Origin of the sequence: Nocardioides sp. zg-1230, assembly GCF_013155335.1 — a bacterium.
Classification (GTDB): Bacteria; Actinomycetota; Actinomycetes; order Propionibacteriales; family Nocardioidaceae; genus Nocardioides.
In genome coordinates this window covers 312,622-336,379 of record NZ_JABJQZ010000001.1, presented here as the reverse complement: position 1 = coordinate 336,379, position 23,758 = coordinate 312,622, and the positions used below count along the sequence as shown (strand labels likewise).

Here is a 23,758-nt window from a genome sequence, read left to right as displayed (position 1 = left end):
GAGTAGACAGGACGCATGACGACATCTCGGGGACCCCGCTGCACCTTCATCCCGCCGTGGCTCGTGGAGCGGGTCGACGGGCCCGAGCGCGCGGCTCGCGACGACGAGCTGCGTCGCCAGCGCGCCGCCCGGGGGCGCGAGGCCCGGCCCGAGGGCGTGGTCGCCGGACCGGCGTGGACGGTGCACGACGCGGAGTCGCGCACGACGCTGCCCGGCACCCCCGCCCGCAGCGCCAGCGAGCCCGAGACCGGTGACGTCGCCGTGGACGAGGCCGCCACCGGCATCGAGGAGACGCTGCGGATGTTCCTCGAGGACCTGTCCCGCGACTCCTACGACGGCGCCGGGGTGCCGGTCAGCCTGACCGTCCACTACGGCTCGCGCTACAACAACGCCTTCTGGGACGGCACCCAGCTGGTCTTCGGCGACGGCGACGGCCGGGTGTTCGAGCGGTTCACCAAGCCGGTCGACGTGCTTGCCCACGAGTTCTCCCACGCGGTCATCGAGCACACCGCCGACCTCACCTACCGCGGCCAGTCCGGCGCGCTCAACGAGTCGGTCGCCGATGCGTTCGCGTCGTGCCTCAAGCAGCGCCTCCTCGGCCAGGACGCCGGCGCGGGCGACTGGCTGATCGGACAGGGCATCTTCATGCCGTCCGTCCAGGCCCGTGCCCTGCGCGACATGGCCGCACCCGGCACGGCCTACGACGACCCGGACATCGGCGCCGACCCCCAGGTCGGCCACATGGACGACTACGTCGACACGGCCGCCGACAATGGCGGCGTCCACCTCAACTCCGGCATCCCCAACAAGGCGTTCCAGCTCGCGGCGGTGGCCATCGGTGGCACGTCGATCGCGGGTGCCGGCCGGATCTGGTACGACGCCCTGGTGGGGGGCGACGTGCCCTCGGGCGCGACCTTCACCACCTTCGCCGCCGCGACCGTCGCGGCCGCCGGCGAGCACGCCGACGCCGTGCGAGACGCGTGGGCGCAGGTCGGCGTGGACGTGGAGGTCGGCGCCGGGCCGACGGGGGACACCGCTCCCCAGCCGGCCACGCAGCCGGTGCCGACGGGCGGTCGCGTGCGCGTGGAGCGCAGCGGCGGCTTCACCGGTCGCACCGAGACCGCCGAGATGGACCTCGGTCAGGACGACGACCCTGACCTCGGCCGGCTCGTGTCGGAGGCCGTGCTCGCCTCCGCGACCACCGACGGTCCGCCCCGCCCGGACATGTTCGTCTACACGTTCACCGTCGACGACCACGACCCGGTGCGCGTGCCCGAGCACCTCCTGACGGCCAGCCAGGCCGAGCTCGCGCGACGGATCCTCGGCCCGGGCTCGTCCTCGGACCGGCAGGTCTGAGCCGTGCAGGTCACGGTCGTTGAGGGGGACATCACCGTCCAGCGGGTGGATGCCGTCGTCAACGCCGCCAACCGCCGCATGCGCGGCGGCGGTGGGGTCGACGGAGCGATCCACGCGGCGGGCGGTCCGGAGGTCCTCGAGGACTGCCGGCGACGCTTCCCCGACGGGCTCGCCACCGGGGGCGCCGGGTGGACCACCGCGGGTCGCATGTCGGCGCGGTGGGTGATCCACGTCGTCGGCCCCAACTGGAACGCCGGCGAGCGCGACCGCTCGCTGCTGGCGTCGTGCTACTCCGGGGCGCTCGCGGTGGCCGACGAGCTCGGGGCACGCACGGTGGCCTTCCCCCTGGTCAGCGCCGGCATCTACGGGTGGCCCCGGCAGGATGCGATCGCCGCGGCGATCGACACGATCCGCGTGGCATCGACCTCGGTCGAGGAGGCTCGTCTCGTGGCGTTCGGTCGAGCTGCGTTCGAGGAGATCGCGGGCGCCCTGTCGAGCAGACCTCCCTCAGGGTGACGGCGGGGTGGGGCCGGTTCGCTAGGTTCACCGCATGCCGCGACTGAGGCGCACCTTCCCCGACCAGCCAGGCTGGACCCGCCGCCGGTCCGGCAAGGGGTTCACCTACCTCGACGAGCACGGCAACCGCCTCGAGCCCGACCAGGTCCAGCGCTGCAAGGACCTCGTCATCCCGCCGGCGTGGAAGGACGTGTGGATCACGCCCTACCCCAACGGCCACCTGCAGGCCGTCGGCACCGACGACGCCGGCCGGCGTCAGTACCTCTACCACCCGCACTGGCGCACCAGCCGCGACGCCGCCAAGTTCGACCGGATCCTCGGGTTCGGCAAGGCGCTGTCGAAGGCGCGTGAGCGGGTGCTGGCCGACATCGGCGCCGAGGGCATGTCGCAGGAACGTGCGTGCGCGGTCGCCGTACGCCTGCTCGACCTCGGCTACTTCCGCATCGGCAACGACGTCTACACCGACACCAACGGGTCGTTCGGCCTCACGACGATGCTCCGGGAGCACGTGTCGCGGTACCAGGGCGGCCTGCGGTTCTGCTTCACCGGCAAGTCGGGCGTCGAGCACTGCATCGACATCGATGATGCAGCGGCAGTCGGCGCCCTCGACGTGATGCGTCGCCGCCGCGGCGGTGGCGACCGGCTGCTCGCCTGGAAGGACGGACGCACCTGGCGCGACCTCTCGTCCGCCGACGTCAACGACTACATCCGCGGCTGCTTCGGCATCGAGGCCACGGCCAAGGACTTCCGCACCTGGCACGCCACGGTGATCGCCGCGTCGGCGCTGGCCGAGACCGACGAGCCGGGGAAGACGAAAGCCTCACGCAAGCGGGCCGTCTCCGCGGCGATGAAGGAGGTCTCGGACTTCCTCGGCAACACGCCGACCCTGGCGCGCACGTCGTACGTCGACCCGCGCGTCGTCGAGGCCTACGAGCGGGGCCGGACCATCAAGGTCCGTGGCTCCTACGACACCGACGACGCGCGTCAGGCGGCGCTCGAGCGCGCCGTGCTCAAGCTGCTGGCAGCCTGAGCGCCGTGAGCCCGCTCAGCTGTGGGCGACGACGTGGTCGATCGCGGCGGTGAGCTTCTCGACGTCGGCGGGGTCGATCGCGGGGTACATCGCGATGCGCAGCTGGTTGCGACCGAGCTTGCGATAGGGCTCGGTGTCGACGATGCCGTTGGCCCGCAGGGTGGCGGCGATCGCGGCAGCGTCGATCGACTCGTCGAAGTCGATGGTGCCGATCACGAGCGACCGGTCGGCCAGCTCGGCGACGTACGGCGTCGTGTACGACGTGCGCTCGGCCCAGCCGTAGAGCGCGTCCGAGGACGCCGTCGTCCGCTCGACCATGCCCTTGAGCCCGCCCTGGCTGTTCATCCAGTCGAGCTGCTCGGCCATCAGGAACAGCGTCGCCACCGACGGGGTGTTATAGGTCTGGTTCTTCGAGGAGTTGTCGATCGCGGTCGGCAGGTCGAAGAAGGGCGGGACGTAGCGGTCGCTCGCCGCGATCTCCTCGGCGCGCGCGAGCGCCCGCGGCGACATCACGGCGATCCAGAGGCCGCCGTCGGAGGCGAAGCACTTCTGCGGGGCGAAGTAGTAGGTGTCGACCTGGTCGAGGTCGACGGGCAGGCCGCCGGCGCCGGAGGTGGCGTCGACCAGCACGAGCGCGTCGTCGGCCACCCCTGCCGGACGCAGCACCGGTGCCATCACGGCGGTCGAGGTCTCGTTGTGCGCCCACGCGTAGACGTCGACGCCCTCCTCGGCGACGGCGTCGGGCCGCGAGCCCGGCTCGCTGGTGATCACCGACGGGTCGGCGAGCCACGGCGCCTTCTTCGCAGAGGTGGCGAACTTCGAGGAGAACTCGCCGAACGACAGGTGCTGGCTCTTCTCCCGGATCAGCCCGAAGCAGGCGATGTCCCAGAAGGCCGTCGCGCCACCGTTGCCGAGCACGACCTCGTAGCCCTCGGGCAGGTCGAACAGCGCGGCGAGCCCCTCGCGGACCCGGCCGACGGTCTTCTTCACCGGGGCCTGCCGGTGGGAGGTGCCCATCAGCGAGGAGCCGGTCGCGGCGAGCGCGTCGAGGTGGCTGGTCTGGATCTTGGACGGTCCTGCGCCGAAGCGGCCGTCTGCCGGAAGGAGCTCGGCGGGGATCTTGAGGGCGTCGGTCATGGGTTCCTCACGAACGGTGGGTGGCGGTCCTGACGACGCTGTCAGTGGCTCCTATCCTGACATCCGCCGCACCACGACTCACGACAGGGACGCACGTTGGACACCCAGCTCCGCATCGAGCGCCTGCCGATCACGCACCCCGACGCGCGGCTGCTCGTCGAGGCCGTGCAGGAGGAGTACGTCGCTCGCTACGGCGGGCGCGACGAGTCGCCGGTCGACCCCCGCGACTTCGAGGACCCGCTCGGGCAGTTCTTCGTCGGCTACCTCGACGACGCACCCGTGGCTACGGGTGCCTGGCGGCGGTCGTCGGTGGCGGCGCTCGACGCCGACGTCACCGCGGAGGTGAAGCGGATGTACGTCGTCCCCGCCGCCCAGCGTCGCGGCCTGGCCCGGCGGATGCTCGCGCACCTCGAGGCCACGGCGGCCGACGCTGGGATCCAGGCGCTCGTCCTCGAGACCGGGATGAAGCAGCCGGAGGCGATCGAGCTCTACCTGTCGTCGGGCTACGAGCCGATCCCCGGCTTCGGCTACTACTGCGGCTCGGACCTCAGCCGCTGCTTCGCCCGCCGGATCTGACCGCCCGACGTAGCCTTGCCGTCGTGGACCGCGGACTGATGCTCAACGACGCCGACTGCGGCTTCTGCATGCGCACCGCGCGCCTCGTGCCGCGGCTCGGTGTCGACGTCGACAGCTCGACCGTCCAGGCCGCCGACCTCGAGGCGCTCGGCGTCGACCCCGTGCGGGCGGTCGTCGAGATGCCCTACGTCCACCCCGACGGCCGGGTCGACTACGGCCACCGGGCCTTCGCCTCGATCCTGCGCACCGGCCCGCTGCCCTGGCGGCTGGTCGGGCGGGTGATGGAGTCCCGCCCGGTCGACCCCGTCGCACGCCGGACGTACGCCTGGGTGGCCGCCAACCGGCACCGTTTGCCCGGCGGGACGGCCGCCTGCGAACTACAGCGTTGATGTTCTGACGATCCCCTGACGCCCGGGCTCGAGGCCGCTTACGGTCCCTGAGCCGGATGTGATCCAAGGGGAAGGTGGGACGTCGATGCGAGCGTCATCGCACGTTGCCGGACTGGTGGCGGGGGTCGGTGTCCTGCTGCTCGGCCTGCTCGCGAGCGGGCCCACGGCCGCCTCGGCCGAGGGCATCGGCGAGGTCGGCGACCGGCGCGGGACCGTGACGTCGTCGGCTCCGTTCCTCATGCCGCTCGAGCCGTACGCCGGCTACCAGCCGCAGACGGCCTGCAGGCGCGTCCCCAAGCCGGGCGTGCTGATGCTCGCCGACTGGCTCGTGGCGCGCGGCGGTGGCTACGGCCCGATCAGTCGCTCGTGCACCGGCTCGAGCCGCAGCGAGCACAAGGAGTCGCGCGCCTTCGACTGGCTCCTCGACGCGACCGACCCGGTCGACGCCGCGCTCGCCGCCGCCCTCCTCGACGAGCTCCTCGCTCCTGACGACACCGGTCAGCCGCACGCGCTCGCCCGCCGGATGGGGATCATGTACATCATCTGGGACGACACGATGTACGCCTCCTATGACGGCTTCGTGGCCAAGCGCTACCTCAGCTCGGGCTGTCGCACCCGGCGCACCTGCTCCCCGACGCTGCGCCACCGCGACCACCTGCACGTCTCGCTGACGCGCAAGGGCGCGAAGGGCACGACGTCCTGGTACCACGCCCAGGTGCCGACCGTACCGACCGTGCCGACCGTGCCGCCGACCGTGTGACCCTCAGGCACCCCAGCCCGCGTGCCAGCCCTCGACCTCGTCGGCGGGGCGCGTGGTCGGTCCCGCGTAGACCGCGGAGGGCCGGATGAGCCGCCCGGTGGTCTTCTGCTCGAGGATGTGCGCCGACCACCCGCCGGTGCGGGCGCAGGTGAACATCGCGGTGAACATGTGGGCCGGCACCTCGGCGAAGTCGAGGACGATGGCTGCCCAGAACTCGACGTTGGTCTCCAGGACGCGGTCGGGGCGACGCGAGCGCAGCTCCTCCAGGGCGGCCTTCTCGAGCGCCTCGGCCACCTCGTAGCGCGGGGCGTCGAGCTCGCGCGCCGTGCGCCGCAGCACCCGGGCCCGCGGGTCCTCGGCGCGGTAGACGCGGTGCCCGAAGCCCATCAGCCGCTCGCCGTTGTCGAGCAGCTCCTTGACGTACGACGACGCGTCGCCGTCGCGCTTCTCGACCTCCTCGATCATCCCGAGCACGCGCGAGGGCGCGCCGCCGTGGAGGGGGCCCGACATCGCGCCGATGGCCCCGGAGAAGGCGGCGGCGACGTCGGCGCCGGTCGAGGTGATCACCCGGGCGGTGAAGGTCGAGGCGTTCATGCCGTGCTCGGCCGCCGACGACCAGTAGGCGTCGATGGCGTGGGCGTGCTTCGGGTCGGCCTCGCCGCGCCACCGGATGAGGAACCGCTCGGCGAGGGTCCGGCCCTGGTCGACGTCGGCCTGGGTGACGACCGGCTTGCCGAGGCCGCGCGCCGACTGGGCGGCGTACGACAGCACCATGACGGCGACGCGGGAGAGGTCGAGGCGCGCCTGCTCGTCGGAGATGTCGTAGGTCTGGCCCATGCCGAGCATGGGGGCGAGCATCGCCACCGCGGCCTGCACGTCCGCGCGCACGTCGCCGGTGTGGATCGAGATGTTGTAGGGCTCGGCCGGCGGCAGGCCGGGGGTGTAGGAGCCGTCGACGAGGAGGCCCCAGACGTTCTCGAACGGGACGCGTCCGACCAGCTCCTCGATGTCGACGCCGCGGTAGCGCAGCGCGGACCCCTCCTTGTCGGGCTCGGCGATCTGCGTCTCGAACGCGACGACACCTTCGAGGCCGTGCTGGATCTCGGTCATGCGACTCCTTCGTAGGGACGGCTCATTGTGCACCCGGCACTAGGGTCGGGGCATGGACCTGTCCGGACTGCGCGAGGAGTACGGCCGCGGGGGACTGGACCTGCCCGACCTGGCCGCCGACCCGGTCGAGATGTTCGGGCGCTGGCTGCGGCAGGCCGTCGACGCGGGGGTGCACGAGCCCAACGCGATGGTGCTGTCCACGGCGACGCCAGAGGGTGGGCCGTCGAGCCGGATGGTCCTGCTCAAGGGCGTCGGGCCCGACGGCTTCGTCTTCTACACCAACCGCGCCTCGCGCAAGGGCGCGGACCTCGCCGCCGACGCGCGCTGCGCGCTGCTGTTCCCCTGGCACCCGCTCGAGCGGCAGGTGCGGATCGAGGGCGTGGCGTCGGTGCTGCCCGACGACGAGGTGGAGGCCTACTTCCGCTCGCGCCCGCGCGGCGCCCAGCTCGGGGCGTGGGCCTCCGACCAGTCGCGGCCGGTGGCCTCGCGGTCCGCGCTCGCGGCGTCGTACGCCCGGGTGCAGGAACGCTTCGGCGACCACGGCCCGCTCCCCGTGCCTCCGCAGTGGGGCGGCTACCGGGTCAGCCCGCACGTCGTCGAGTTCTGGCAGGGGCGCCCGAGCCGGATGCACGACCGGCTGGTCTACCGCCGCGGCGACGACGGGTGGACCACCGAGCGGCTCGCTCCCTGAGCCCGCCGGCAGGTCTTGCCGGAACGCGGCGCAGTTCTCGCAGGCGCGCGCCGCGCGATGGGTCTAGCCTCAAGCCCATGCAGGACGCGCCGACCAGGTTGCAGGTGCGGCTGGCCGCCGACGCCGCCAGCGTCCCTGCTGTCCGCCGCTTCGTCACCGACGGCCTGACCGCCTGGGGTGAGGTCAAGCTGGTGGATGTCGCGGAGCTGGTGGCCAGCGAGCTGTCGAGCAACGCGGCGCTGCACGCCATGGCGGAGTTCATGCACGTCACGCTGGAGCGACCCGCGCACGCCGCCGGCGTACGTGTCGCGGTCGAGGACGACGGGCCGGTGGGCGTCGAGGCCGTGCTCGCCCGCACCCCGGCCGGCGACGACCTGGAGTGGGACGAGCTCGACGCGACCGGACGCGGACTGACGATCGTCGCCATGCTCGCCGGCCGGTGGGGCGTCGACCGGACGACGCGTGGCAAGCGGGTGTGGGCGGACCTCGCGGATTCCGAGCCGGCCCACGAGGCGATCGCCCCGGAGCGGACGCAGACGGACGCGGAGACGACGGACGGCGAGCTGCCGCCGGGCTGGGCACTCGTGCGCCTGCTCCGGTGCCCGGTCGCGCTGAGCCTGCAGCAGGACCGCCACCTCGACGAGCTGGTCCGCGAGCTGCAGCTGCTGGGCGTCGACGAGGACAACAGCGTGTCGGCCGCGATCGCCGAGGAGATCCAGGGCCTCCTCGTCTCGCCGACGCACGCCCGGCTCGCCGGTCGGCGCACCGCGGAGCAGGCTCGCGACGAGCACCTCGAGGTCGTCGACGTGGAGATGGCCATGCCGCGCGAGTTCGGCGCGCTCGTCGAGCAGCTGCAACACGCCGTGCGCCGGGCCGACCTGCTGTGCGAGGAGGGCCGGCTGCTGACGCTGTCGTCCTCGCCCGAGCTGCGCGCCCTCCGTGCGTGGATGACCGACGAGGTGCTCGCGCAGACCGCCCGGGGAGCGACCCCGACCCCCTGGCCCGACTGGCTCGAGGGCGGTCCGACGGCCTGACGACCTCACGGTGGCTCGGAATTCCGTTGGTGAGTGAGTGCTCACTCATCTACACTCGCCGGGTGACCCCGCGTGCCCGCCCGATGACCCGCGAGGACCGGCGCGAGGCACTGGTCGAGGCCACGATCCCGCTGCTGCACGAGCACGGGCGCGGCGTCACCACCAAGCTGATCGCCGATGCCGCCGGGGTCGCGGAGGGCACGATCTTCCGGGTCTTCGACTCCAAGGACGAGCTCGTCACCGCGGCGCTCGAGAAGGCCCTCGACATCGAGCCGTTCCTGGCCGACCTCGAGTCGGTCGACGTCGACCTGCCGCTCCGCGAGCGGCTCGTCGACCTGTGCTCGCGCCTGCAGGAGCGATTCCGCGGGATCTTCTCGCTGATGACCGCGATGGGCATGGTCGGTCCGCCGAAGTCCCACCGCCACATGGAGGAGGGGCGGCGTCGCGCCGAGAAGGCCATGGTCGCCGTCGTCGAGCCCGACGCCGACTGGCTCACCTGCACCCCCGACCAGCTCGTGCACATGCTCCGGATGCTGACCTTCTCCGGGACCCACCCGCACATCAGCGACGGGCACCTCCTCACGCCCGACCAGATCGTCGACACGCTGCTCGACGGCGTGCTGAGGAAGAAGGACTCCTGATGCTCCTCCGACTCGTCCGCACCTACCTCAGGCCGTACGCCGCCCCGCTGGCCGCGGTCGTCGCGCTGCAGTTCGTCGGCACGATGGCCGCGCTCTACCTGCCGAGCCTCAACGCCGACATCATCGACAAGGGCGTGGTCACCGGCGACACCGGCTACATCGTGCGCCACGGCGGGCTGATGCTCGCCGTCTCGCTGGTGCAGGTCGTCTGCTCGATCGCCGCCGTGTGGTTCTCCGCGCGCAACGCGATGGGCTTCGGTCGTGACCTCCGAGCCGCCATCTTCCGCCGGGTCGGGTCGTTCTCGACCCGCGAGGTGCAGCACTTCGGTGCGCCGTCGCTGATCACCCGCGAGACCAACGACGTGCAGCAGGTGCAGATGCTCGTGCTGATGGGCGGGACGCTGATGGTCGCGGCGCCGATCATGATGGTCGGCGGCATCATCATGGCCGCGCGCGAGGACGTCGGCCTGTCCTGGCTCGTGCTCGCGGTCGTCCCGGTCCTCGGCGTCTCGATCGGCCTGATCGTGCGCCAGATGGTCCCCAGCTTCCGGCTCATGCAGGAGCGCATCGACGAGGTCAACCGGCTGCTGCGCGAGCAGATCACCGGCGTCCGCGTGGTGCGGGCGTTCGTGCGCGAGCAGCACGAGACCGTCCGGTTCGCCGACGCCAACGCCCAGCTCACCGAGGTCGCGATCCGCGCCGGGCGCTGGCAGGCCGCGATGTTCCCGACCGTGATGATCGTGGCCAACGTCGCGACCGTCGGGGTGCTGTGGTTCGGCGGGCACCGCGTCGAGGCCGGCCACATGGAGGTCGGTGCCCTCACCGCCTACATCTCCTACCTGATGCAGATCGTGATGTCGGTGATGATGGCGATGTTCATGCTGATGATGGTCCCGCGCGCCGCGGTGTGCGCCGACCGGATCACCGAGGTCCTCGACACCGAGTCGTCCGTCGTCCCCCCGGCCGATCCCGTCACCGAGCTGCCCGAGCGGCTCACCCTCGAGCTCGACGCGGTGACCTTCGCCTACCCCGGCGCCGACGAGCCCGTGCTGCGCGAGGTCACGATGACCGCCCGGCCCGGGGAGACGGTGGCGATCGTCGGGTCGACCGGCGCCGGCAAGTCGACGCTCGTCAACCTGGTGCCACGCCTGTTCGACGCGACCGGGGGAGCGGTGCGCGTCGGCGGGGTCGACGTACGCCGCCTCGACCCCGAGACGCTGTGGTCGCGGCTCGGGCTGGTGCCGCAGAAGGCGTTCCTCTTCCGCGGGACCATCGCCGACAATCTGCGCTACGGCAAGCCCGACGCCACCGAGGAGGAGATGTGGGCGGCGCTGGAGATCGCCCAGGCGCGGGAGTTCGTCGAGGCCATGCCCGACGGCCTGCAGTCCGACGTCGCCCAGGGCGGCACCAGCCTCAGCGGCGGCCAGCGCCAGCGGATGGCCATCGCCCGCGCGGTGATCCGCCGGCCGGAGATCTACCTCTTCGACGACTCCTTCTCCGCGCTCGACCTCACCACCGACGCCCGCCTGCGCGCCGCGCTGAGACCGGTGACCCGTGAGTCGACCGTGGTGATCGTCGCGCAGCGCGTCGCGACCATCCGGCACGCGGACCGGATCGTGGTGATGGAGGACGGCGCCGTCGTGGGAAGTGGCACCCACGACGAGCTGCTCGATACCTGCACGACCTACCGCGAGATCGTCGAGTCCCAGCTGACCGCCGAGGAGGTGGCCTGAGTGAGCACCAAGGAGGCCCCCGCCAAGGACGGGCAGCTCAAGGAGACCGAGCGCGTCCAGACCGGGCCGGGCGGACCCGGCCGCGGCCCGATGGGCGGCGGCATGATCGGCCAGAAGGCCGACACGTTCTGGCCCTCGCTCAAGCGGCTGCTCGCGCGGCTGCACCCCGAGCGCCGCAAGGCGTACGCCGTCCTGGTGCTGACCGTGCTCAGCGTGGTCGCCACCGCCGTCGGGCCGTGGATCCTTGGCCGGGCGACAGACCTCGTCTTCGCCGGGCTGATCGGCAAGGACGTCCTCGCGTCCGGGGCGACGCAGGAGCAGGCGGTCGAGTCGCTGCGCGCCCAGGGCGAGGACGACCGCGCCGACATGCTGGCCTCGATGGACCTCACCGACGGGGTCGACTTCTCGGCCGTCGCCGACGTGCTGCTCGTCGTTCTCGCGGTCTACGTCGCTGCGTCCGTGCTGGCCTGGCTCGGCGGCTACCTCCTCAACGACGTCGTGCAGGGCACGGTGCTGCGGATGCGCTCCGAGGTCGAGGACAAGGTGCACCGGTTGCCGTTGGGTTACTTCGACAAGCAGCCGCGCGGCGAGCTGCTGAGCCGCGTCACCAACGACATCGACAACATCAGCACGACGCTGCAGCAGACGATGAGCCAGATGCTCACCTCGCTGCTCACCGTCTTCGCGGTGCTCGGGATGATGTTCTGGATCTCGCCCCTGCTGGCGATGGTGGCGCTGGCCTCGGTGCCGATCGCGATGGGCATCACGGGCGCGGTGATGAAGCGCTCGCAGGGCATGTTCATCCAGCAGTGGCGCCGCACCGGGACGCTGAACTCCCACATCGAGGAGACCTTCTCCGGGCACGCGATCGTCAAGGTCTACGGCCGGCAGCACGAGGCCGAGCGGGTGTTCGCCGAGCAGAACGACGAGCTCTACGAGGCGTCGTACGGCGCCCAGTTCGTCAGCGGTCTGATCATGCCGATCATGATGTTCGTCGGGAACCTCAACTACGTCGTCATCGCCGTCCTCGGCGGCCTGCGGGTCGCGAGCGGCACGATGTCGCTCGGTGACGTGCAGGCGTTCATCCAGTACTCGCGCCAGTTCACCCAGCCGCTCACGCAGGTCGCCTCGATGCTCAACCTGCTGCAGTCGGGCGTCGCCTCGGCCGAGCGGGTCTTCGAGCTGCTCGACGCCGACGAGGAGTCGACCGACGCGAGCGGGCGCCCGGCTGCTGCTGCCGATGCCCACGGCGAGGTGCGCTTCGAGGACGTGTCGTTCTCCTACGACCCGGAGCGACCGCTCATCGAGCACCTCTCGCTCGTCGCCGAGCCCGGCCACACCGTCGCGATCGTCGGTCCGACGGGTGCCGGCAAGACGACGATGGTCAACCTGGTGATGCGCTTCTACGATCCGCAGGCCGGTCGGATCCTCATCGACGGGGTCGACATCACCTCGATCCCGCGCGGCGTGCTGCGCGGGCGGATCGGGATGGTGCTGCAGGACACCTGGCTCTTCGCCGGCACCATCCGCGACAACATCGCCTACGGCCGTCCCGACGCCACCGAGGAGCAGATCCTCGAGGCGGCCCGGGCGACCTTTGTCGACCGCTTCGTGCACTCGCTGCCCGACGGCTACGACACGGTCATCGACGAGGACGGCTCCAACCTGTCCGCCGGCGAGCGCCAGCTCGTGACGATCGCGCGGGCGTTCCTGTCCGACCCGGCGCTGCTGATCCTCGACGAGGCCACCTCCTCGGTCGACACCCGCACCGAGCTGCTGCTGCAGCAGGCGATGGCGGCGCTGCGCTCGGACCGTACGTCGTTCGTGATCGCGCACCGGCTCTCCACGATCCGTGACGCCGACCTGATCCTCGTGATGGAGGAGGGCTCGATCGTCGAGCAGGGCTCGCACGAGCAGCTGCTCGCCGTGGACGGCGCCTACGCCCGCCTCTACCGCTCCCAGTTCGAGGCGGCGGTCGAGGACGTCGTGGGCTGACCGGTGGAAATTGCGTTGAGTGGCTCCACCCCCCGACGTACGGTGGTCCCACACAGAAGGGAGGTGATCCGGAGAATGATTTCTTTTCGGATGAGTGAGGTGGCTGCCCGCTAAGGCAGCCCGGTCCGCCGACAGCTGCCGGCGAATCCACTGCAGCCACCCGACCCGCAGGCTCCCGGTGTCATCCCCCGGGGCCCCTCTTCCGAGGGGCAGCAGGCCTGCGGGTCGCTGCATGTCCGGGCATCGCCCGCGCCCTGTCGGCGTACTCCAGTGACGAATGGCTTCGCTCGCGGGGTAGTCCAGTGTGTTCTGGTCGTTCGAACACCGCCCCGACAACCAGAGCTCACTGGACTACCCCGGGCCATGTCGAGCGGTGTTGTGGTCGTCCGACGCGCTGCGACCTCGGGCGAGGAGTCTCTGGGTGACTCAGGTCTCGTCGCCGCGAGGTGGCGGGACAACCGGCTCGGCCCGTATGGTTGTGATGAGCAACTATTGCGAAACGCAACCGAACGAAGGACCGCAGTGACACAGGCTTCCACCGTCCCCGCCGAGCAGAGCGGCGAGATGACCCACCGCGAGGTGCTCGAGGCCCTGAGCGGCCTCCTCCTCGCGATGTTCGTCGCGATGCTCTCCAGCACGATCGTCAGCAACGCGCTGCCGACCATCGTCGACGACCTCGAGGGCAGCCAGACCGGCTACACCTGGGTCGTCGTCGCGACGATGCTGGCGATGACGGCGACCACGCCGATCTGGGGGAAGTTCGCCGACATGTTCAACAAGAAGACCCTCGTGCAGAGCGCGCTGGTGATCTTCTCGGTCGGCTCCCTGATCGCCGGGTTCGCGCCGTCGATGGAGGTGCTCATCGGCGCCCGCGTCGTCCAGGGCCTCGGCGTGGGTGGCCTCACCGCGCTGGTCCAGGTCGTCATCGCCACGATGGTCTCCCCGCGTGAGCGCGGTCGCTACAGCGGCTACATCGGCGCGGTCTTCGCCCTCGCGACCGTCAGTGGTCCGCTGGTCGGCGGCGTCCTGGTGGACACGGTCGGCTGGCGCTGGTGCTTCTTCGCCGGTCTCCCGGTCGCGGCGCTCGCCTTCGTCGTCCTGCAGCGCACGCTCCACCTCCCCGTGGTGAAGCGCGACGTCTCGATCGACTACCTCGGTGCCTTCCTGCTCGTCGGCGGCGTCTCCATCCTGCTGATCTGGATGTCCCTCGGGGGCAACAACTTCGACTGGATCTCCTGGACCAGCGGCCTGCTCGTCGTCGCCGCCGTCGTCGTGACCGCCCTCGCCATCCATGTCGAGGCCAACGTCGCGGTCGATCCGGTGATCCCGCTGCGCCTCTTCCGCGAGCGCACCCTCACCCTCGCCACGATCGCATCGGTGCTGATCGGCGTCGCCATGTTCGGCTCGACGGTCTACCTCAGCCTCTACTTCCAGCGCGCCAAGGACATGAGCCCGACCGAGGCCGGCCTGATGTCGATCTGCATGGTCGGCGGCCTGCTCGTCTCGAGCATCGTCAGCGGCCGGATCATCTCCAACACGGGCGTGTGGAAGCGCTGGCTCGTCGGCGGCATGGTCGCTGTCATCGCCGGCATCGGCCTGCTCGCCACCATCGACGCCTCCACCCCGCTGTGGCGCACCGGCCTCTTCATGGCCGTGCTCGGGCTCGGCCTCGGCGCCACGATGCAGAACCTCGTCCTCGCCGTGCAGAACACCATCGCGCTCTCCGACATGGGCGCCGGCTCCTCGGTCGTCGCGTTCTTCCGCTCCCTCGGTGGCTCGATCGGCATCGCGGCCCTCGGCGCCGTGCTCGCCCACCAGGTCGCCGACGCGGTCGAGTCCGGCCTGACCAGGCTGCTCGCGACGCACCCGGAGTACGCCTCGGCCGTCTCCCACGACACCGGCAGCATCCCGGACGTCTCCGACCTGCCGGCCCCGGTCAGGATGATCTTCGAGAGCGCCTTCGGCGACGCGACCGGTCACATCTTCCTGGTCGCCCTGCCGTTCGCCGTCGGTGCGCTCATCGCGGTCCTCTTCATCGACGAGGTGCCTCTGCGCACGTCCGTGAAGCGGGAGGACGAGCTCATGGCGGAGGCTCCGCAGGCATGATCACGTCCGTGACGACCACGAGGTACGACGACCTGCGCCGCATCGAGGGCGAGGTCGCGACGCTGATCCGCCGCGTCAAGCGGGTGATGGGGGAGCGGGCCCGCGAGGTCCACCCCGACCTGCACCCGATGACGTACTTCATCCTCAACCACCTGGCCCAGCACGGCCCGCTGCGCGCGGCCGACCTGTCAGACGCCTTCGGCATGGACAAGGGCGGGGTGAGCCGGCAGGTGCAGACCCTGGTCGACCTCGGCCTGGTGGTGCGTCAGCCGGCCGCCGAGGACCGTCGCGCCGTCCTGCTGGACGCCAGCGACGAGGGCCGCGAACGGCTCGAGGCGATGACCCGCAGCCGCAGCGACCGCTTCGACCAGCGGCTGTCGGACTGGACCGACGAGGAGCTCGCCGGGTTCAGCGCGCAGCTGGCGGCGTACAACCGGGCGCTCAGCGACGACTGACCCCCCGCCGGACGGCGGTTATCTGAGGACGTCCTGGTAGGTGAATCGACCGATCGGCCTACCAGGACGCCCTCAGATATCGAGGGTCAGCGCAGCCAGACCGCGGTGTCGCCCGGCAGCTTGTCGTCGTCGATCGGGCCGCTGGCCAGCAGCAGCTCGCCCTGCGGGATCTCGACGGCGGACTCGCCGCAGTTGAGCACGACCGTGATCGGCCCACGACGGAACGCGAGGACGTCCGTGCCGAGGTCGAGCAGCTCGACCTTCTCGCCGGCGGTCCAGGCGAAGTCGCGTCGGGCCGCGAGCGCCGCGCGGTAGAACTCGAGCGTGGAGCCCTCGGCGCCGGTCTGCGCCTCGACGGTGAGCGGCGCCCACTCCTCGGGCTGCGGGATCCAGGGCTGCGCGGTGCCGGGCCCGAAGGCGTACGGCGCCTCGCCGCCGCCCCACGGGATCGGCACGCGGCAGCCGTCGCGACCGACCTCGCCGGTGCGGAGGTACGACGGGTCCTGGCGGTCCTCCGGGGCGACGTCGACCTGCTCGAGGCCGAGCTCCTCGCCCTGGTAGAGGTAGCTGGAGCCGGGCAGGGCCAGCATCGTCAGGGTCGCGGCGCGGCCGCGGGCGAGGCCCTGCTCACCGCCGCCGTAGCGGGTCACGTGGCGTACGACGTCGTGGTTGCTGAGCACCCACGTCGGCGAGGCGCCGACGGGCTCGACCGCCGCGAGCGTGTCGGTGATGACTGTCGCGAAGGCCTCGGCGGACCAGTCGGCGAGGAGCCAGGCGAAGTTGAACGCCTGGTCGAGCTCGTCGGGGCGCACGAAGGCGGCCATCGACTCGGCCGTCTGTGTCCAGGCCTCGGCGACGGCCATCTTGTCCGGGCCGGCCTCGTCGAGGACCTTGTGCCACGCGCGGTACACGTCGTGCACCTCGGGCTGGTCCCACATCGGCTCGTCCTTGAGGTCGAGCGACACCATCGAGTGGTCGGTGTTGACCTGGCCGGAGGAGGCCCGCTTGCCCTCCTCGACCTCCTGGTCGCGCAGGGAGGCCTCCTTGAAGAGCCCGTGCGCCACGTCGACGCGGAAGCCGTCGACGCCGCGGTCGAGCCAGAAGCGCAGGACGTCCTCGAACATCGCCGGGACCTCGGGGTTGCGCCAGTCGAGGTCGGGCTGGGTGGAGTCGAAGAGGTGGAGGTACCACTGGCCGTCGTCGACCTGGGTCCACGCCGGGCCGCCGAAGACGGACTCCCAGTTGTTGGGCGGGGTGCCTGCCGGCTTGTCCGCAGGGCTGTCGCGGAAGAGGTAGCGGGCGCGCTCGGGGCTGCCCGGTCCGGCGGCGAGCGCCGCCTGGAACCACTCGTGCTGGTCGGAGGTGTGGTTGGGCACGAGGTCCACCACGACCCGCAGGCCGAGCTCGTGGGCGCGCGCGACGAGGTCGTCGGCGTCGGAGAGCGTGCCGAAGAGGGGGTCGACGTCGCGGTAGTCGGCGACGTCGTAGCCGTGGTCGTGCTGCGGCGAGGAGTAGAACGGGGTGATCCACAGCGCGTCGACGCCGAGGTCCGCGAGGTGCGGCAGGCGCGACGTGATGCCGGGCAGGTCGCCGACGCCGTCGCCGTCGCTGTCGGCGAAGCTGCGGACGTAGACCTGGTAGACGACGGCGTTGCGCCACCAGAAGGTCTTTGGATCGTTCAAATCAGCCATGGCCCTATCCTCTCAAACCGCCTCCCCGTCGGGTCAATCGCGAGCGGTGGGAGTCCGCCCACCGAACATCGCCGGGTCGACCGCGATCCAGGTGTGCTCGGCGGTGGCCACGACGCGGCCGTCGGCGTCGTACAGCGTCGAGGCGGTGAAGGTCTTGCGGCCGTCCTGCCCGCGACCCTCGCCGACGACCACGTGCGGCTCCCCGACGACCGGCAGGGCGTCGATGCGCGCCGTCATCCGGCCGAGCACCATGAGCCGCTCGGTCAGGTCGCCCGCCCAGCCGCCGATGCAGTCGAGTGCCGCCCACGTCGCGGCGACCGAGGCGCGGGGGTGCTCGTCGGCGTAGGTGTGCCAGTCCTCGTGCAGGCTCGGGTGGGGCGTCCACGGGGCCGCGATGCGGTGACCGGCGGCTCGCTCGCCGACCGCGCCGGGGAAGATCCGCAGCCCATCGCCCTCCTCGCGCGCCGTGCCGCACGCGAAGCAGGTGGGGAAGGGGTGGAAGGTGTGGCCCGGGTAGGACGACGTCGCCGCCGCGGCGGCCGCTGCGTCGACCGGGTCGACCTCGGCGAGCGCCCGGGGCGCGCGGTGCGCGGTGGCGACCGGCGCGCCGTCGTACGACGCGGTGGTGACGCCGTCCTCCGTCGTCACCTCGAGCGGGGTGTCGAGCGGCGGCGGCTGGCGCAGCGACACCTCGATCGCCGGCCAGCTGTCGCAGTGGTCGTCGGGCGCGTCCGCATCGTCGAGGGCCGCCAGCGCGCCGGCAGTCCAGCCGCCGTTGCCCGAGTCGGGAGGTCCGCAGAAGCGTCGGGGCACGATGAGCTCGGTCACCGGCTCACTGTGCCATGCCGCGTATGCGGGTCGCAGTTGCCGCATGGGACACAATGACCACCGTGAGTGACCTGATCGACACCACCGAGATGTACCTCCGCACGATCTACGAGCTCGTGGAGGAGGGCATCGTGCCGCTGCGCGCGCGCATCGCCGAGCGGCTGCACCAGTCCGGACCGACGGTGTCGCAGACCGTGGCCCGGATGGAGCGCGACGGGCTGCTCACCGTGCAGGGCGACCGCCACCTCGAGCTCACCGAGGAGGGTCAGCTCCTCGCCACCCGAGTCATGCGCAAGCACCGGCTGGCCGAGCGGCTGCTGACCGACGTCATCGGGCTCGACTGGGAGCTCGTCCACGCCGAGGCGTGCCGCTGGGAGCACGTGATGTCGGAGACCGTCGAGCGCCGCCTGCTCGAGCTGCTCGACCACCCGACCGAGTCCCCCTACGGCAACCCGATCCCCGGTCTCGACGAGCTCGGCGACGTCGCCGGCGAGCACTTCATGGACAACGTCGAGCCCCTCTCCGGTGCCGCCACGCCTGCGGACCAGCGGGTCCACGTCAAGCGGATCTCCGAGGAGATGCAGAAGGACGAGGAGCTGATGGGCCTGCTCCGACGCGTCGGCGCCCTCCCCGGCAAGACCGTGACCATCGCCCGCACCGACGAGGGCATCCTCATCGGGTCCGGCGGCGAGACCGCCGAGCTCGTGGTCGAGGCGGCCGAGCACATCTTCGTCCGCCGCTAGGGACACCCCGTCAGGCGACCCGGGCGGCGAGCTCGCCCAGGAACTCGCTGCACCCCACCTCGAGCTTGTACGACGCCAGCGCGTCGCCGCGGGTCGCTCCGCGGTTGACGATCACGATCGGCGTCCCGCCCTGGGCCGCCCGCTTCACGAACCGCAGCCCGCTCATCACCGTCAGCGACGAGCCGGCCACCAGCAGCGCGCCGTCGTGGCCGAGCGCCTCGACGGCGGCGTAGCAGCGAGCCACCCGGTCGGGCGGCACGTTCTCCCCGAAGAACACCACGTCGGGCTTGAGCGGTCCGCCGCACGGGCAGCGCGGCACCACGAAGTCGCGGGTGTCGTCGAGGTCGACGTCGCCGTCGGGGCGCGACTCGACCCAGCCGTGCCGCTCGAGCCAGCCGGGGTTGAGGGCGTCGAGCTCGGCCTCGAGCGCTGCGCGGGAGGACGTCGTACGACAGGTCAGGCAGACGACGTCGGCGACCCGGCCGTGGAGCGCGACCAGGCGCCGCGACCCGGCGAACGCGTGGAGGCCGTCGACGTTCTGCGTGATCAGCAGCGCGGGGTCGAGGCCGGCGAGCGCGTGGTGCCCGGCGTTGGGCTCGGCGCGGCCCATCCGCTGCCAGCCGAGGTGGCTGCGCGCCCAGTAGCGCTGCTGCGCCTCCGGGGTGGCGACGAACTCCTGGTAGGTCATCGGCGCCCGCGCGCGGGACCCGGGGCCGCGGTAGTCGGGGATGCCGGAGTCGGTGGACAGCCCGGCCCCGGTCAGCACGACCAGCGGGCGCGAGGCGAGCAGGTCGAGGGCCTCGTCCTCGGCCGGGAGGGGAGCGGCGAGGCTCACGCGTAGCGCGCCTGGGCGCGGGCCCGGGCCTTCGCGGCCTCGACCTCACGGTTCTTCGGCGGGGCCGTGGTGACCAGGTCGTCGAGCAGGTGCTCGGTGATGTGGGCGATCTCCTTCACCGCGGCGTAGAAGGCGTCCTCGTTGGCCTGCGAGGGCTTCGTCGTGCCGGCCACCTTGCGCACGTACTGCAGGGCGGCCGCCGTGACCTCGTCGCGCGTCGCGGGCGGCTCGAAGTTGTTGAGCGGGCGGATGTTGCGGCACATGGCGACGAGAATACGTCGCAACGGCGGCTGGTCAGAGGGCGAAGAAGGACACGTCCTCACCCGTCACCAGCGCGACCTTGCCGGAGGCGAGGGGCACGAGGCGTACGTCGGCGACGTCGGTGCCGTGCTCGACCTCGACCATGCGGTTGCCCATCGACCCGTCCGCGAGGGAGAGCACCGAGACCCACCCGGTGGTGCCGGTCCAGCCCTGGCTCACGACGGTCAGCACGGTGCGCTGCTCGGGCAGCCAGGTGAACTGCCGTGGGTCGGTGGCCGCCCCGGCCTGGGTGCCCTCGTCGTAGCGGACGACGTCGAGCTGGCGCGGGTCGGTGAGGTCGGTGACGTCGAAGAGCGCCGCCTGCGCGCCGCGGGTGACGCCCTGCAGCGAGGCGTCCTGGCCCATCCCGATCAGGCGCTGCTCGCCGAGCGGGTGGAGGTACTCGGAGAAGCCGGGGATCTTCAGCTCGCCGAGCAGCCGCGGGGCCGCGGGGTCGGTGAGGTCGATCGCGTAGAGCGGGTCGGTCTGGCGGAACGTGACGACGATCGCGAGGTCGTCGAACCACCGCACCGACTTGATCTCCTCGCCCACGCCGAGCTGGTCCACGCGCCCGGCCTCGACGAGCTCGGAGCCCTCCTCGCGCAGGGTCAGCACCGAGTTGAAGTTGCCGGTCTCGCTGCTCGGGCCGACCGCGACGCGCAGGGACCCGCCCACGGCGTCCATCGACCAGCGGTCGGCGATCGTGCCCTCCACCTCGCCCGAGGCGACGTACGTCGCACGCGTCCCGTCGAGGGCGAACGCGAACAGCGGCGTGGAGCCCCCGAGGACGGGCGGGACGCTGGTCGGGCGGCAGCCCATGCAGTCGACCCAGCCCCACGGCGGTGCGGACGCGGCGAGGTAGAAGCGGTCGGTCGAGAAGTAGGAGATGGCGGAGTCGGTGGCGACGGCCGTCGTCGTGCGCGCAGTGGGCTCGGCCGGGTCGAAGGCCAGGAGGGTGGTCGTGCCCAGCGCGACCTCGTCCTCGGGGACCGCGACGTCCGCGCAGTCGACGAGCGGGGCTCCGTCGACCGTGGGTAGCCAGTCGGCCAAGGTGGTGTCGCGCACGAGCGCGCGATTGCGCAGCCGCGCCCGGAGCTCGCCCAGCGTCCCGTCGGGGGCGGCGAAGTCGAGCTCGGGCAGGCCGTTCTGGAGCACGACGCGCACCACGTCGTCGTGCAGCCGCACCGCCGACGCCCGGCCGGCGACGGTGGTCGCGTCGACGACGGTGGGGGAGGTGGGGTCGGCGAGGTCGACGGTGGTGATGGTCGTGGACCGTCCGTCCGTCGAGGTGCCGAGGACCACCGCGCGCCCGTCGACGAGGACCATCTCGCCGCCGGGGTCGCCCACCCAGCCGCTGCTTCCGCGGGCGTCGTCGAGCAGGGTCGAGGACAGCAGCCGCGGCTCGTCGCCGGCGACGTCGTACGCCAGCAGCTCGCCGTCGCGCAGCCGCAGCAGGAGGCTGCCGGAGACCTTGACGACGTCGGCCTCGTCGACGCCGACCTCCTGCACGTTGGTGCCCGACTCGTTGCTGGTGCTGCGCGAGGTCGCCACGCCCGACTGCATGGCCTCGGAGGAGGGCGCGGCGGCGCCGGCGTCGGCGCTGGTCATCACGTCGTAGACGACCGGGCCGCCCCAGCCGTAGGGGCCGACGGCCTCCAGCGCCCGGTCGACGTAGGAGTCGAGGAGCTCCTCGCAGCTCGAGACGGTCGTGAGGTCGGCGTTGGCCAGCACGATCGGAGGGTCGGCGGGCGGGCGTCCTCCGTCGGGCTCGTCGCCCAGGACGTAGCCGATGCCGACGGCTGCGGCCAGGCTGGTGACGACCGTGGCACCGGTGACGAGGCTTCGTGCGCGCGTTCGGGTGGGCATGGCGGTGGGACGGGCCCACGGCGGGCGTGGTTCCCATCTGACAGGGGTGGCACGATGGCGCGATGAGCGACCGCCGCGCCGACAGCCCCGACCGCGACCTCGACCTCGTCCTCTTCGGCGCCACCGGGTTCACCGGCGGCCTGACCGCGAACTACCTCGCCACCGCCGCGCCGGCCGGCCTGCGCTGGGCGATCGCGGGTCGCAACGCCGACAAGCTCGAGGCCGTACGCCGCCGGCTCGCCGAGCAGGGCGCGGACGACGTCGAGGTGCTGGTCGCCGACTCGACCGACGCCGCGGCGCTGTCCGACATCGCGCGCCGCGCCCGTGTGGTCGCCACCACGATCGGGCCCTACCTCGAGAACGGCGGCCCCCTCGTCGCGGCGTGCGCCGAGGCCGGCACCGACTACCTCGACCTCACCGGCGAACCGGAGTTCGTGGACCGGATGTTCCTCGAGCACCACCAGACCGCGCTGCGCACCGGCGCCCGCCTGGTGCACGCCTGCGGCTTCGACTCGATCCCGCACGACCTGGGCGCCTACTACACCGTGCAGCAGCTGCCGTCCGACGAGCCGATCACGCTGCGCGGCGTCGTCCGGTCCGGCGGCGCCTTCTCCGGCGGCACCTTCCGCTCGGCGATGGAGCAGTTCGCCCGGGCGAAGCAGATGCGGTCGACGTACGCCGCCCGTCGGCGCGCCGAGGGGCGACCCGAGGGCCGGTCGTCACGCGCGGTGCGCGGCACGCCCCACCGCGACCCGGTGCTCGGCTACTGGCTGCTCCCGCTGCCGACCATCGACGGGATCATCGTGGCGCGCAGCGGCGCCGCGCTGGCGTCGTACGGCCCGGAGTTCCGCTACTCCCACTGGGCGGGCACCAAGACGCTGCTCTACGCCGCCGGCGGTGCCGCGGGGGTCGGCGCGCTGACGCTCGCCGCGCAGGTGAAGCCGCTGCGGGAGCTCATCACGTCGAGGGTGCCGCAGGGGTCGGGCCCGGACGCGGCGAAGCGGGAGAAGTCGTGGTTCACCGTCGACTTCGTCGGTGAGGCGGGTGGGCAGACCGTGCACACCCGGGTCTCCGGCGGCGACCCGGGCTACACCGAGACCGCCATGATGCTCTCCGAGGCCGCGCTGTGCCTGGCGCTGGACGACAACCCTGCCACCGCCGGCCAGGTCACCCCGGCCCAGGCGATGGGCGACGCGCTGCTGACCCGCCTGCAGAAGGCCGGGATGGGGTTCGAGACCCTCCCGGCCTGACGGCCGGGGTCAGCGCATGAAGGGCTCGAAGATGGACGCCACGAGCCCGGTCGCCCGCCCGGCGTCGCCCTGCGCGATGGCCTCGACCAGGTCGTGGTGCAGGCGGTGCGCGGCGTCGTCGTCGCCTGACTCCTCGTCGCGCATGTGGCTGGCGAAGACGTCGGTCATGCTCGAGTAGAGCTGCACGTAGAGCGGGTTGTGCGTCGCGGCCACGATCGCGCGGTGGAGCGCGAGGTCCGCGCCCGCCCGCGCGTCGGGGTCGTCCGTGGCCCAGCTCGCCTCGCGCTCGTCGCGCAGCCGCCGCAGCTGCTCGACGTCGGTGTCGGTACGACGTTGCGCGGCGAGCGAGGCGGCGGTGCTGTCGAGCGCCAGGCGCAGCTCGAGGTAGTGCAGACGGCTCCCGCCGGCCAGCTGGCGTGACAGCGAGCCGCTGAGCTCCGAGCTCGAGATGACGAAGGTGCCCCGCCCCTGCTCGCGGCTGAGCAGGCCGGCGTGCACGAGCGACTGCAGTGCTTCGCGGACGGTGTTGCGACCCACCCCGAACGCCGTCGCCAGCTCGGCCTCGACGGGGATCCGCTCGCCGACGGGCCAGCGCCCCGACGCGATCTCGTCCTGGAACAGCGCGGCGACCTGGTCGATCAGCCCCACTCGACGCACTGGACCCGCTGTGCCAGACTGCCGATCATTCATCCCATGATCCCATCATTCATCGATCC

The 23,758-nt window shown here is 72.0% G+C and carries 23 protein-coding genes; 15 read left to right on the top strand and 8 right to left on the bottom strand.

Features of this window, described 5'->3' with window-relative positions; translation table 11 throughout:
* The first annotated feature begins 15 nt into the window (after positions 1 to 15).
* The 3 genes from HOO61_RS01635 to HOO61_RS01625 are packed head-to-tail and all read left to right on the top strand — an operon-like array spanning position 16 to position 2,902.
* Positions 16 to 1,356, top strand: coding sequence for a protealysin inhibitor emfourin (locus HOO61_RS01635; protein ID WP_172256316.1), 1,341 nt, complete (start codon positions 16 to 18; stop codon positions 1,354 to 1,356).
* Positions 1,357 to 1,359: 3 nt separating this feature from the next.
* Positions 1,360 to 1,872, top strand: a complete 513-nt coding sequence (locus HOO61_RS01630) for an O-acetyl-ADP-ribose deacetylase (protein ID WP_172256315.1) — start codon at positions 1,360 to 1,362, stop codon at positions 1,870 to 1,872.
* A 34-nt stretch (positions 1,873 to 1,906) separates the two neighbouring features.
* A complete protein-coding gene (locus tag HOO61_RS01625) occupies positions 1,907 to 2,902 on the top strand; it encodes a DNA topoisomerase IB (RefSeq protein WP_172256314.1) in 996 nt (331 codons plus the stop codon).
* A 15-nt stretch (positions 2,903 to 2,917) separates the two neighbouring features.
* Here HOO61_RS01625 and serC read toward each other — a convergent pair whose 3' ends face one another.
* Positions 2,918 to 4,039: a phosphoserine transaminase gene (gene serC / locus HOO61_RS01620; protein ID WP_172256313.1), complete on the bottom strand. Its 1,122-nt coding sequence runs from the start codon at positions 4,037 to 4,039 to the stop codon at positions 2,918 to 2,920.
* A gap of 96 nt (positions 4,040 to 4,135) precedes the next feature.
* Between serC and HOO61_RS01615 the strand changes: the two genes are divergently transcribed.
* From HOO61_RS01615 to HOO61_RS01605, 3 genes are all read left to right on the top strand, one after another.
* A complete protein-coding gene (locus HOO61_RS01615) occupies positions 4,136 to 4,615 on the top strand; it encodes a GNAT family N-acetyltransferase (protein WP_172256312.1) in 480 nt (159 codons plus the stop codon).
* Positions 4,616 to 4,638: 23 nt separating this feature from the next.
* Complete coding sequence (locus HOO61_RS01610) at positions 4,639 to 5,004, top strand: DCC1-like thiol-disulfide oxidoreductase family protein (protein WP_172256311.1); 366 nt, start codon at positions 4,639 to 4,641, stop codon at positions 5,002 to 5,004.
* Between the two features lie 85 nt (positions 5,005 to 5,089).
* The gene (locus HOO61_RS01605; RefSeq protein ID WP_172256310.1) at positions 5,090 to 5,764 is read left to right on the top strand and encodes a hypothetical protein; all 675 of its coding nucleotides are present in this window, start codon (positions 5,090 to 5,092) and stop codon (positions 5,762 to 5,764) included.
* Between the two features lie 3 nt (positions 5,765 to 5,767).
* On the opposite strand, the gene HOO61_RS01600 is transcribed toward HOO61_RS01605, so the two are convergent.
* Positions 5,768 to 6,874, bottom strand: a complete 1,107-nt coding sequence (locus HOO61_RS01600) for a citrate synthase 2 (RefSeq protein WP_172256309.1) — start codon at positions 6,872 to 6,874, stop codon at positions 5,768 to 5,770.
* 52 nt (positions 6,875 to 6,926) lie between these two features.
* Here HOO61_RS01600 and pdxH point away from each other — a divergent pair, with 52 nt between their 5' ends.
* The 7 genes from pdxH to HOO61_RS01565 all read left to right on the top strand — a co-directional run bounded on the left by pdxH (position 6,927) and on the right by HOO61_RS01565 (position 15,529).
* A complete protein-coding gene (pdxH, locus tag HOO61_RS01595) occupies positions 6,927 to 7,565 on the top strand; it encodes a pyridoxamine 5'-phosphate oxidase (protein ID WP_172256307.1) in 639 nt (212 codons plus the stop codon).
* Positions 7,566 to 7,642: 77 nt separating this feature from the next.
* On the top strand, positions 7,643 to 8,599 hold the full coding sequence (locus HOO61_RS01590; protein ID WP_172256305.1) for an ATP-binding protein: 957 nt from the start codon (positions 7,643 to 7,645) through the stop codon (positions 8,597 to 8,599).
* Between the two features lie 62 nt (positions 8,600 to 8,661).
* Positions 8,662 to 9,240, top strand: a complete 579-nt coding sequence (locus HOO61_RS01585) for a TetR/AcrR family transcriptional regulator (protein WP_172256303.1) — start codon at positions 8,662 to 8,664, stop codon at positions 9,238 to 9,240.
* Positions 9,240 to 10,973, top strand: a complete 1,734-nt coding sequence (locus HOO61_RS01580) for an ABC transporter ATP-binding protein (protein WP_172256301.1) — start codon at positions 9,240 to 9,242, stop codon at positions 10,971 to 10,973. The genes HOO61_RS01585 and HOO61_RS01580 overlap by 1 nt, the downstream gene beginning before the upstream one ends.
* Before the next feature lie 90 nt (positions 10,974 to 11,063).
* Positions 11,064 to 12,968, top strand: coding sequence for an ABC transporter ATP-binding protein (locus HOO61_RS01575; RefSeq protein WP_172258094.1), 1,905 nt, complete (start codon positions 11,064 to 11,066; stop codon positions 12,966 to 12,968).
* Between the two features lie 522 nt (positions 12,969 to 13,490).
* Positions 13,491 to 15,074 carry an MDR family MFS transporter gene (locus HOO61_RS01570; RefSeq protein ID WP_367649980.1) on the top strand — a complete coding sequence of 528 codons (1,584 nt, stop codon included), beginning with the start codon at positions 13,491 to 13,493 and terminating at the stop codon, positions 15,072 to 15,074.
* A gap of 8 nt (positions 15,075 to 15,082) precedes the next feature.
* On the top strand, positions 15,083 to 15,529 hold the full coding sequence (locus tag HOO61_RS01565) for a MarR family winged helix-turn-helix transcriptional regulator (protein WP_367649979.1): 447 nt from the start codon (positions 15,083 to 15,085) through the stop codon (positions 15,527 to 15,529).
* Between the two features lie 86 nt (positions 15,530 to 15,615).
* Here the strand turns inward: HOO61_RS01565 and HOO61_RS01560 are convergent, their stop codons facing one another.
* Both HOO61_RS01560 and HOO61_RS01555 read right to left on the bottom strand, forming a co-directional pair.
* On the bottom strand, positions 15,616 to 17,220 hold the full coding sequence (locus HOO61_RS01560; RefSeq protein ID WP_172256297.1) for a glycoside hydrolase family 13 protein: 1,605 nt from the start codon (positions 17,218 to 17,220) through the stop codon (positions 15,616 to 15,618).
* A gap of 33 nt (positions 17,221 to 17,253) precedes the next feature.
* Positions 17,254 to 18,048, bottom strand: a complete 795-nt coding sequence (locus tag HOO61_RS01555; protein ID WP_253941948.1) for a hypothetical protein — start codon at positions 18,046 to 18,048, stop codon at positions 17,254 to 17,256.
* A gap of 62 nt (positions 18,049 to 18,110) precedes the next feature.
* Here HOO61_RS01555 and HOO61_RS01550 point away from each other — a divergent pair, with 62 nt between their 5' ends.
* Positions 18,111 to 18,791 (top strand): metal-dependent transcriptional regulator, encoded by a 681-nt coding sequence (locus HOO61_RS01550; RefSeq protein ID WP_172256293.1) that lies wholly within the window; start codon positions 18,111 to 18,113, stop codon positions 18,789 to 18,791.
* A 10-nt stretch (positions 18,792 to 18,801) separates the two neighbouring features.
* Here the strand turns inward: HOO61_RS01550 and HOO61_RS01545 are convergent, their stop codons facing one another.
* Genes HOO61_RS01545 through HOO61_RS01535 form a run of 3 tightly spaced genes read right to left on the bottom strand, consistent with a single transcriptional unit; the run spans position 18,802 to position 21,792 of the window.
* Complete coding sequence (locus tag HOO61_RS01545; protein ID WP_172256291.1) at positions 18,802 to 19,626, bottom strand: Sir2 family NAD-dependent protein deacetylase; 825 nt, start codon at positions 19,624 to 19,626, stop codon at positions 18,802 to 18,804.
* A complete protein-coding gene (locus HOO61_RS01540) occupies positions 19,623 to 19,889 on the bottom strand; it encodes a DUF2277 domain-containing protein (RefSeq protein ID WP_172256289.1) in 267 nt (88 codons plus the stop codon). Before HOO61_RS01540 ends, HOO61_RS01545 begins: the two co-directional genes overlap by 4 nt.
* A 31-nt stretch (positions 19,890 to 19,920) precedes the next feature.
* The gene (locus tag HOO61_RS01535; RefSeq protein WP_172256287.1) at positions 19,921 to 21,792 is read right to left on the bottom strand and encodes a beta-propeller domain-containing protein; all 1,872 of its coding nucleotides are present in this window, start codon (positions 21,790 to 21,792) and stop codon (positions 19,921 to 19,923) included.
* A gap of 62 nt (positions 21,793 to 21,854) precedes the next feature.
* Between HOO61_RS01535 and HOO61_RS01530 the strand changes: the two genes are divergently transcribed.
* Positions 21,855 to 23,042, top strand: a complete 1,188-nt coding sequence (locus tag HOO61_RS01530; protein WP_172256285.1) for a trans-acting enoyl reductase family protein — start codon at positions 21,855 to 21,857, stop codon at positions 23,040 to 23,042.
* A 9-nt stretch (positions 23,043 to 23,051) separates the two neighbouring features.
* Here the strand turns inward: HOO61_RS01530 and HOO61_RS01525 are convergent, their stop codons facing one another.
* Complete coding sequence (locus HOO61_RS01525; protein WP_216658510.1) at positions 23,052 to 23,690, bottom strand: FCD domain-containing protein; 639 nt, start codon at positions 23,688 to 23,690, stop codon at positions 23,052 to 23,054.
* Between the last annotated feature and the right edge of the window lie 68 nt (positions 23,691 to 23,758).

Excerpts from the sequence above, each read along its gene's own strand:
- HOO61_RS01635 (WP_172256316.1), top strand. The coding sequence starts at position 16 with ATGACGACATCTCGGGGACCCCGCTGCACCTTCATCCCGCCGTGGCTC.
- HOO61_RS01625 (WP_172256314.1), top strand. The coding sequence starts at position 1,907 with ATGCCGCGACTGAGGCGCACCTTCCCCGACCAGCCAGGCTGGACCCGC.
- serC (WP_172256313.1), bottom strand. The coding sequence starts at position 4,039 with ATGACCGACGCCCTCAAGATCCCCGCCGAGCTCCTTCCGGCAGACGGC.
- HOO61_RS01605 (WP_172256310.1), top strand. The coding sequence starts at position 5,090 with ATGCGAGCGTCATCGCACGTTGCCGGACTGGTGGCGGGGGTCGGTGTC.
- HOO61_RS01600 (WP_172256309.1), bottom strand. The coding sequence starts at position 6,874 with ATGACCGAGATCCAGCACGGCCTCGAAGGTGTCGTCGCGTTCGAGACG.
- pdxH (WP_172256307.1), top strand. The coding sequence starts at position 6,927 with ATGGACCTGTCCGGACTGCGCGAGGAGTACGGCCGCGGGGGACTGGAC.
- HOO61_RS01590 (WP_172256305.1), top strand. The coding sequence starts at position 7,643 with ATGCAGGACGCGCCGACCAGGTTGCAGGTGCGGCTGGCCGCCGACGCC.
- HOO61_RS01580 (WP_172256301.1), top strand. The coding sequence starts at position 9,240 with ATGCTCCTCCGACTCGTCCGCACCTACCTCAGGCCGTACGCCGCCCCG.
- HOO61_RS01575 (WP_172258094.1), top strand. The coding sequence starts at position 11,064 with ATGGGCGGCGGCATGATCGGCCAGAAGGCCGACACGTTCTGGCCCTCG.
- HOO61_RS01560 (WP_172256297.1), bottom strand. The coding sequence starts at position 17,220 with ATGGCTGATTTGAACGATCCAAAGACCTTCTGGTGGCGCAACGCCGTC.
- HOO61_RS01540 (WP_172256289.1), bottom strand. The coding sequence starts at position 19,889 with ATGTGCCGCAACATCCGCCCGCTCAACAACTTCGAGCCGCCCGCGACG.
- HOO61_RS01535 (WP_172256287.1), bottom strand. The coding sequence starts at position 21,792 with ATGCCCACCCGAACGCGCGCACGAAGCCTCGTCACCGGTGCCACGGTC.
- HOO61_RS01530 (WP_172256285.1), top strand. The coding sequence starts at position 21,855 with ATGAGCGACCGCCGCGCCGACAGCCCCGACCGCGACCTCGACCTCGTC.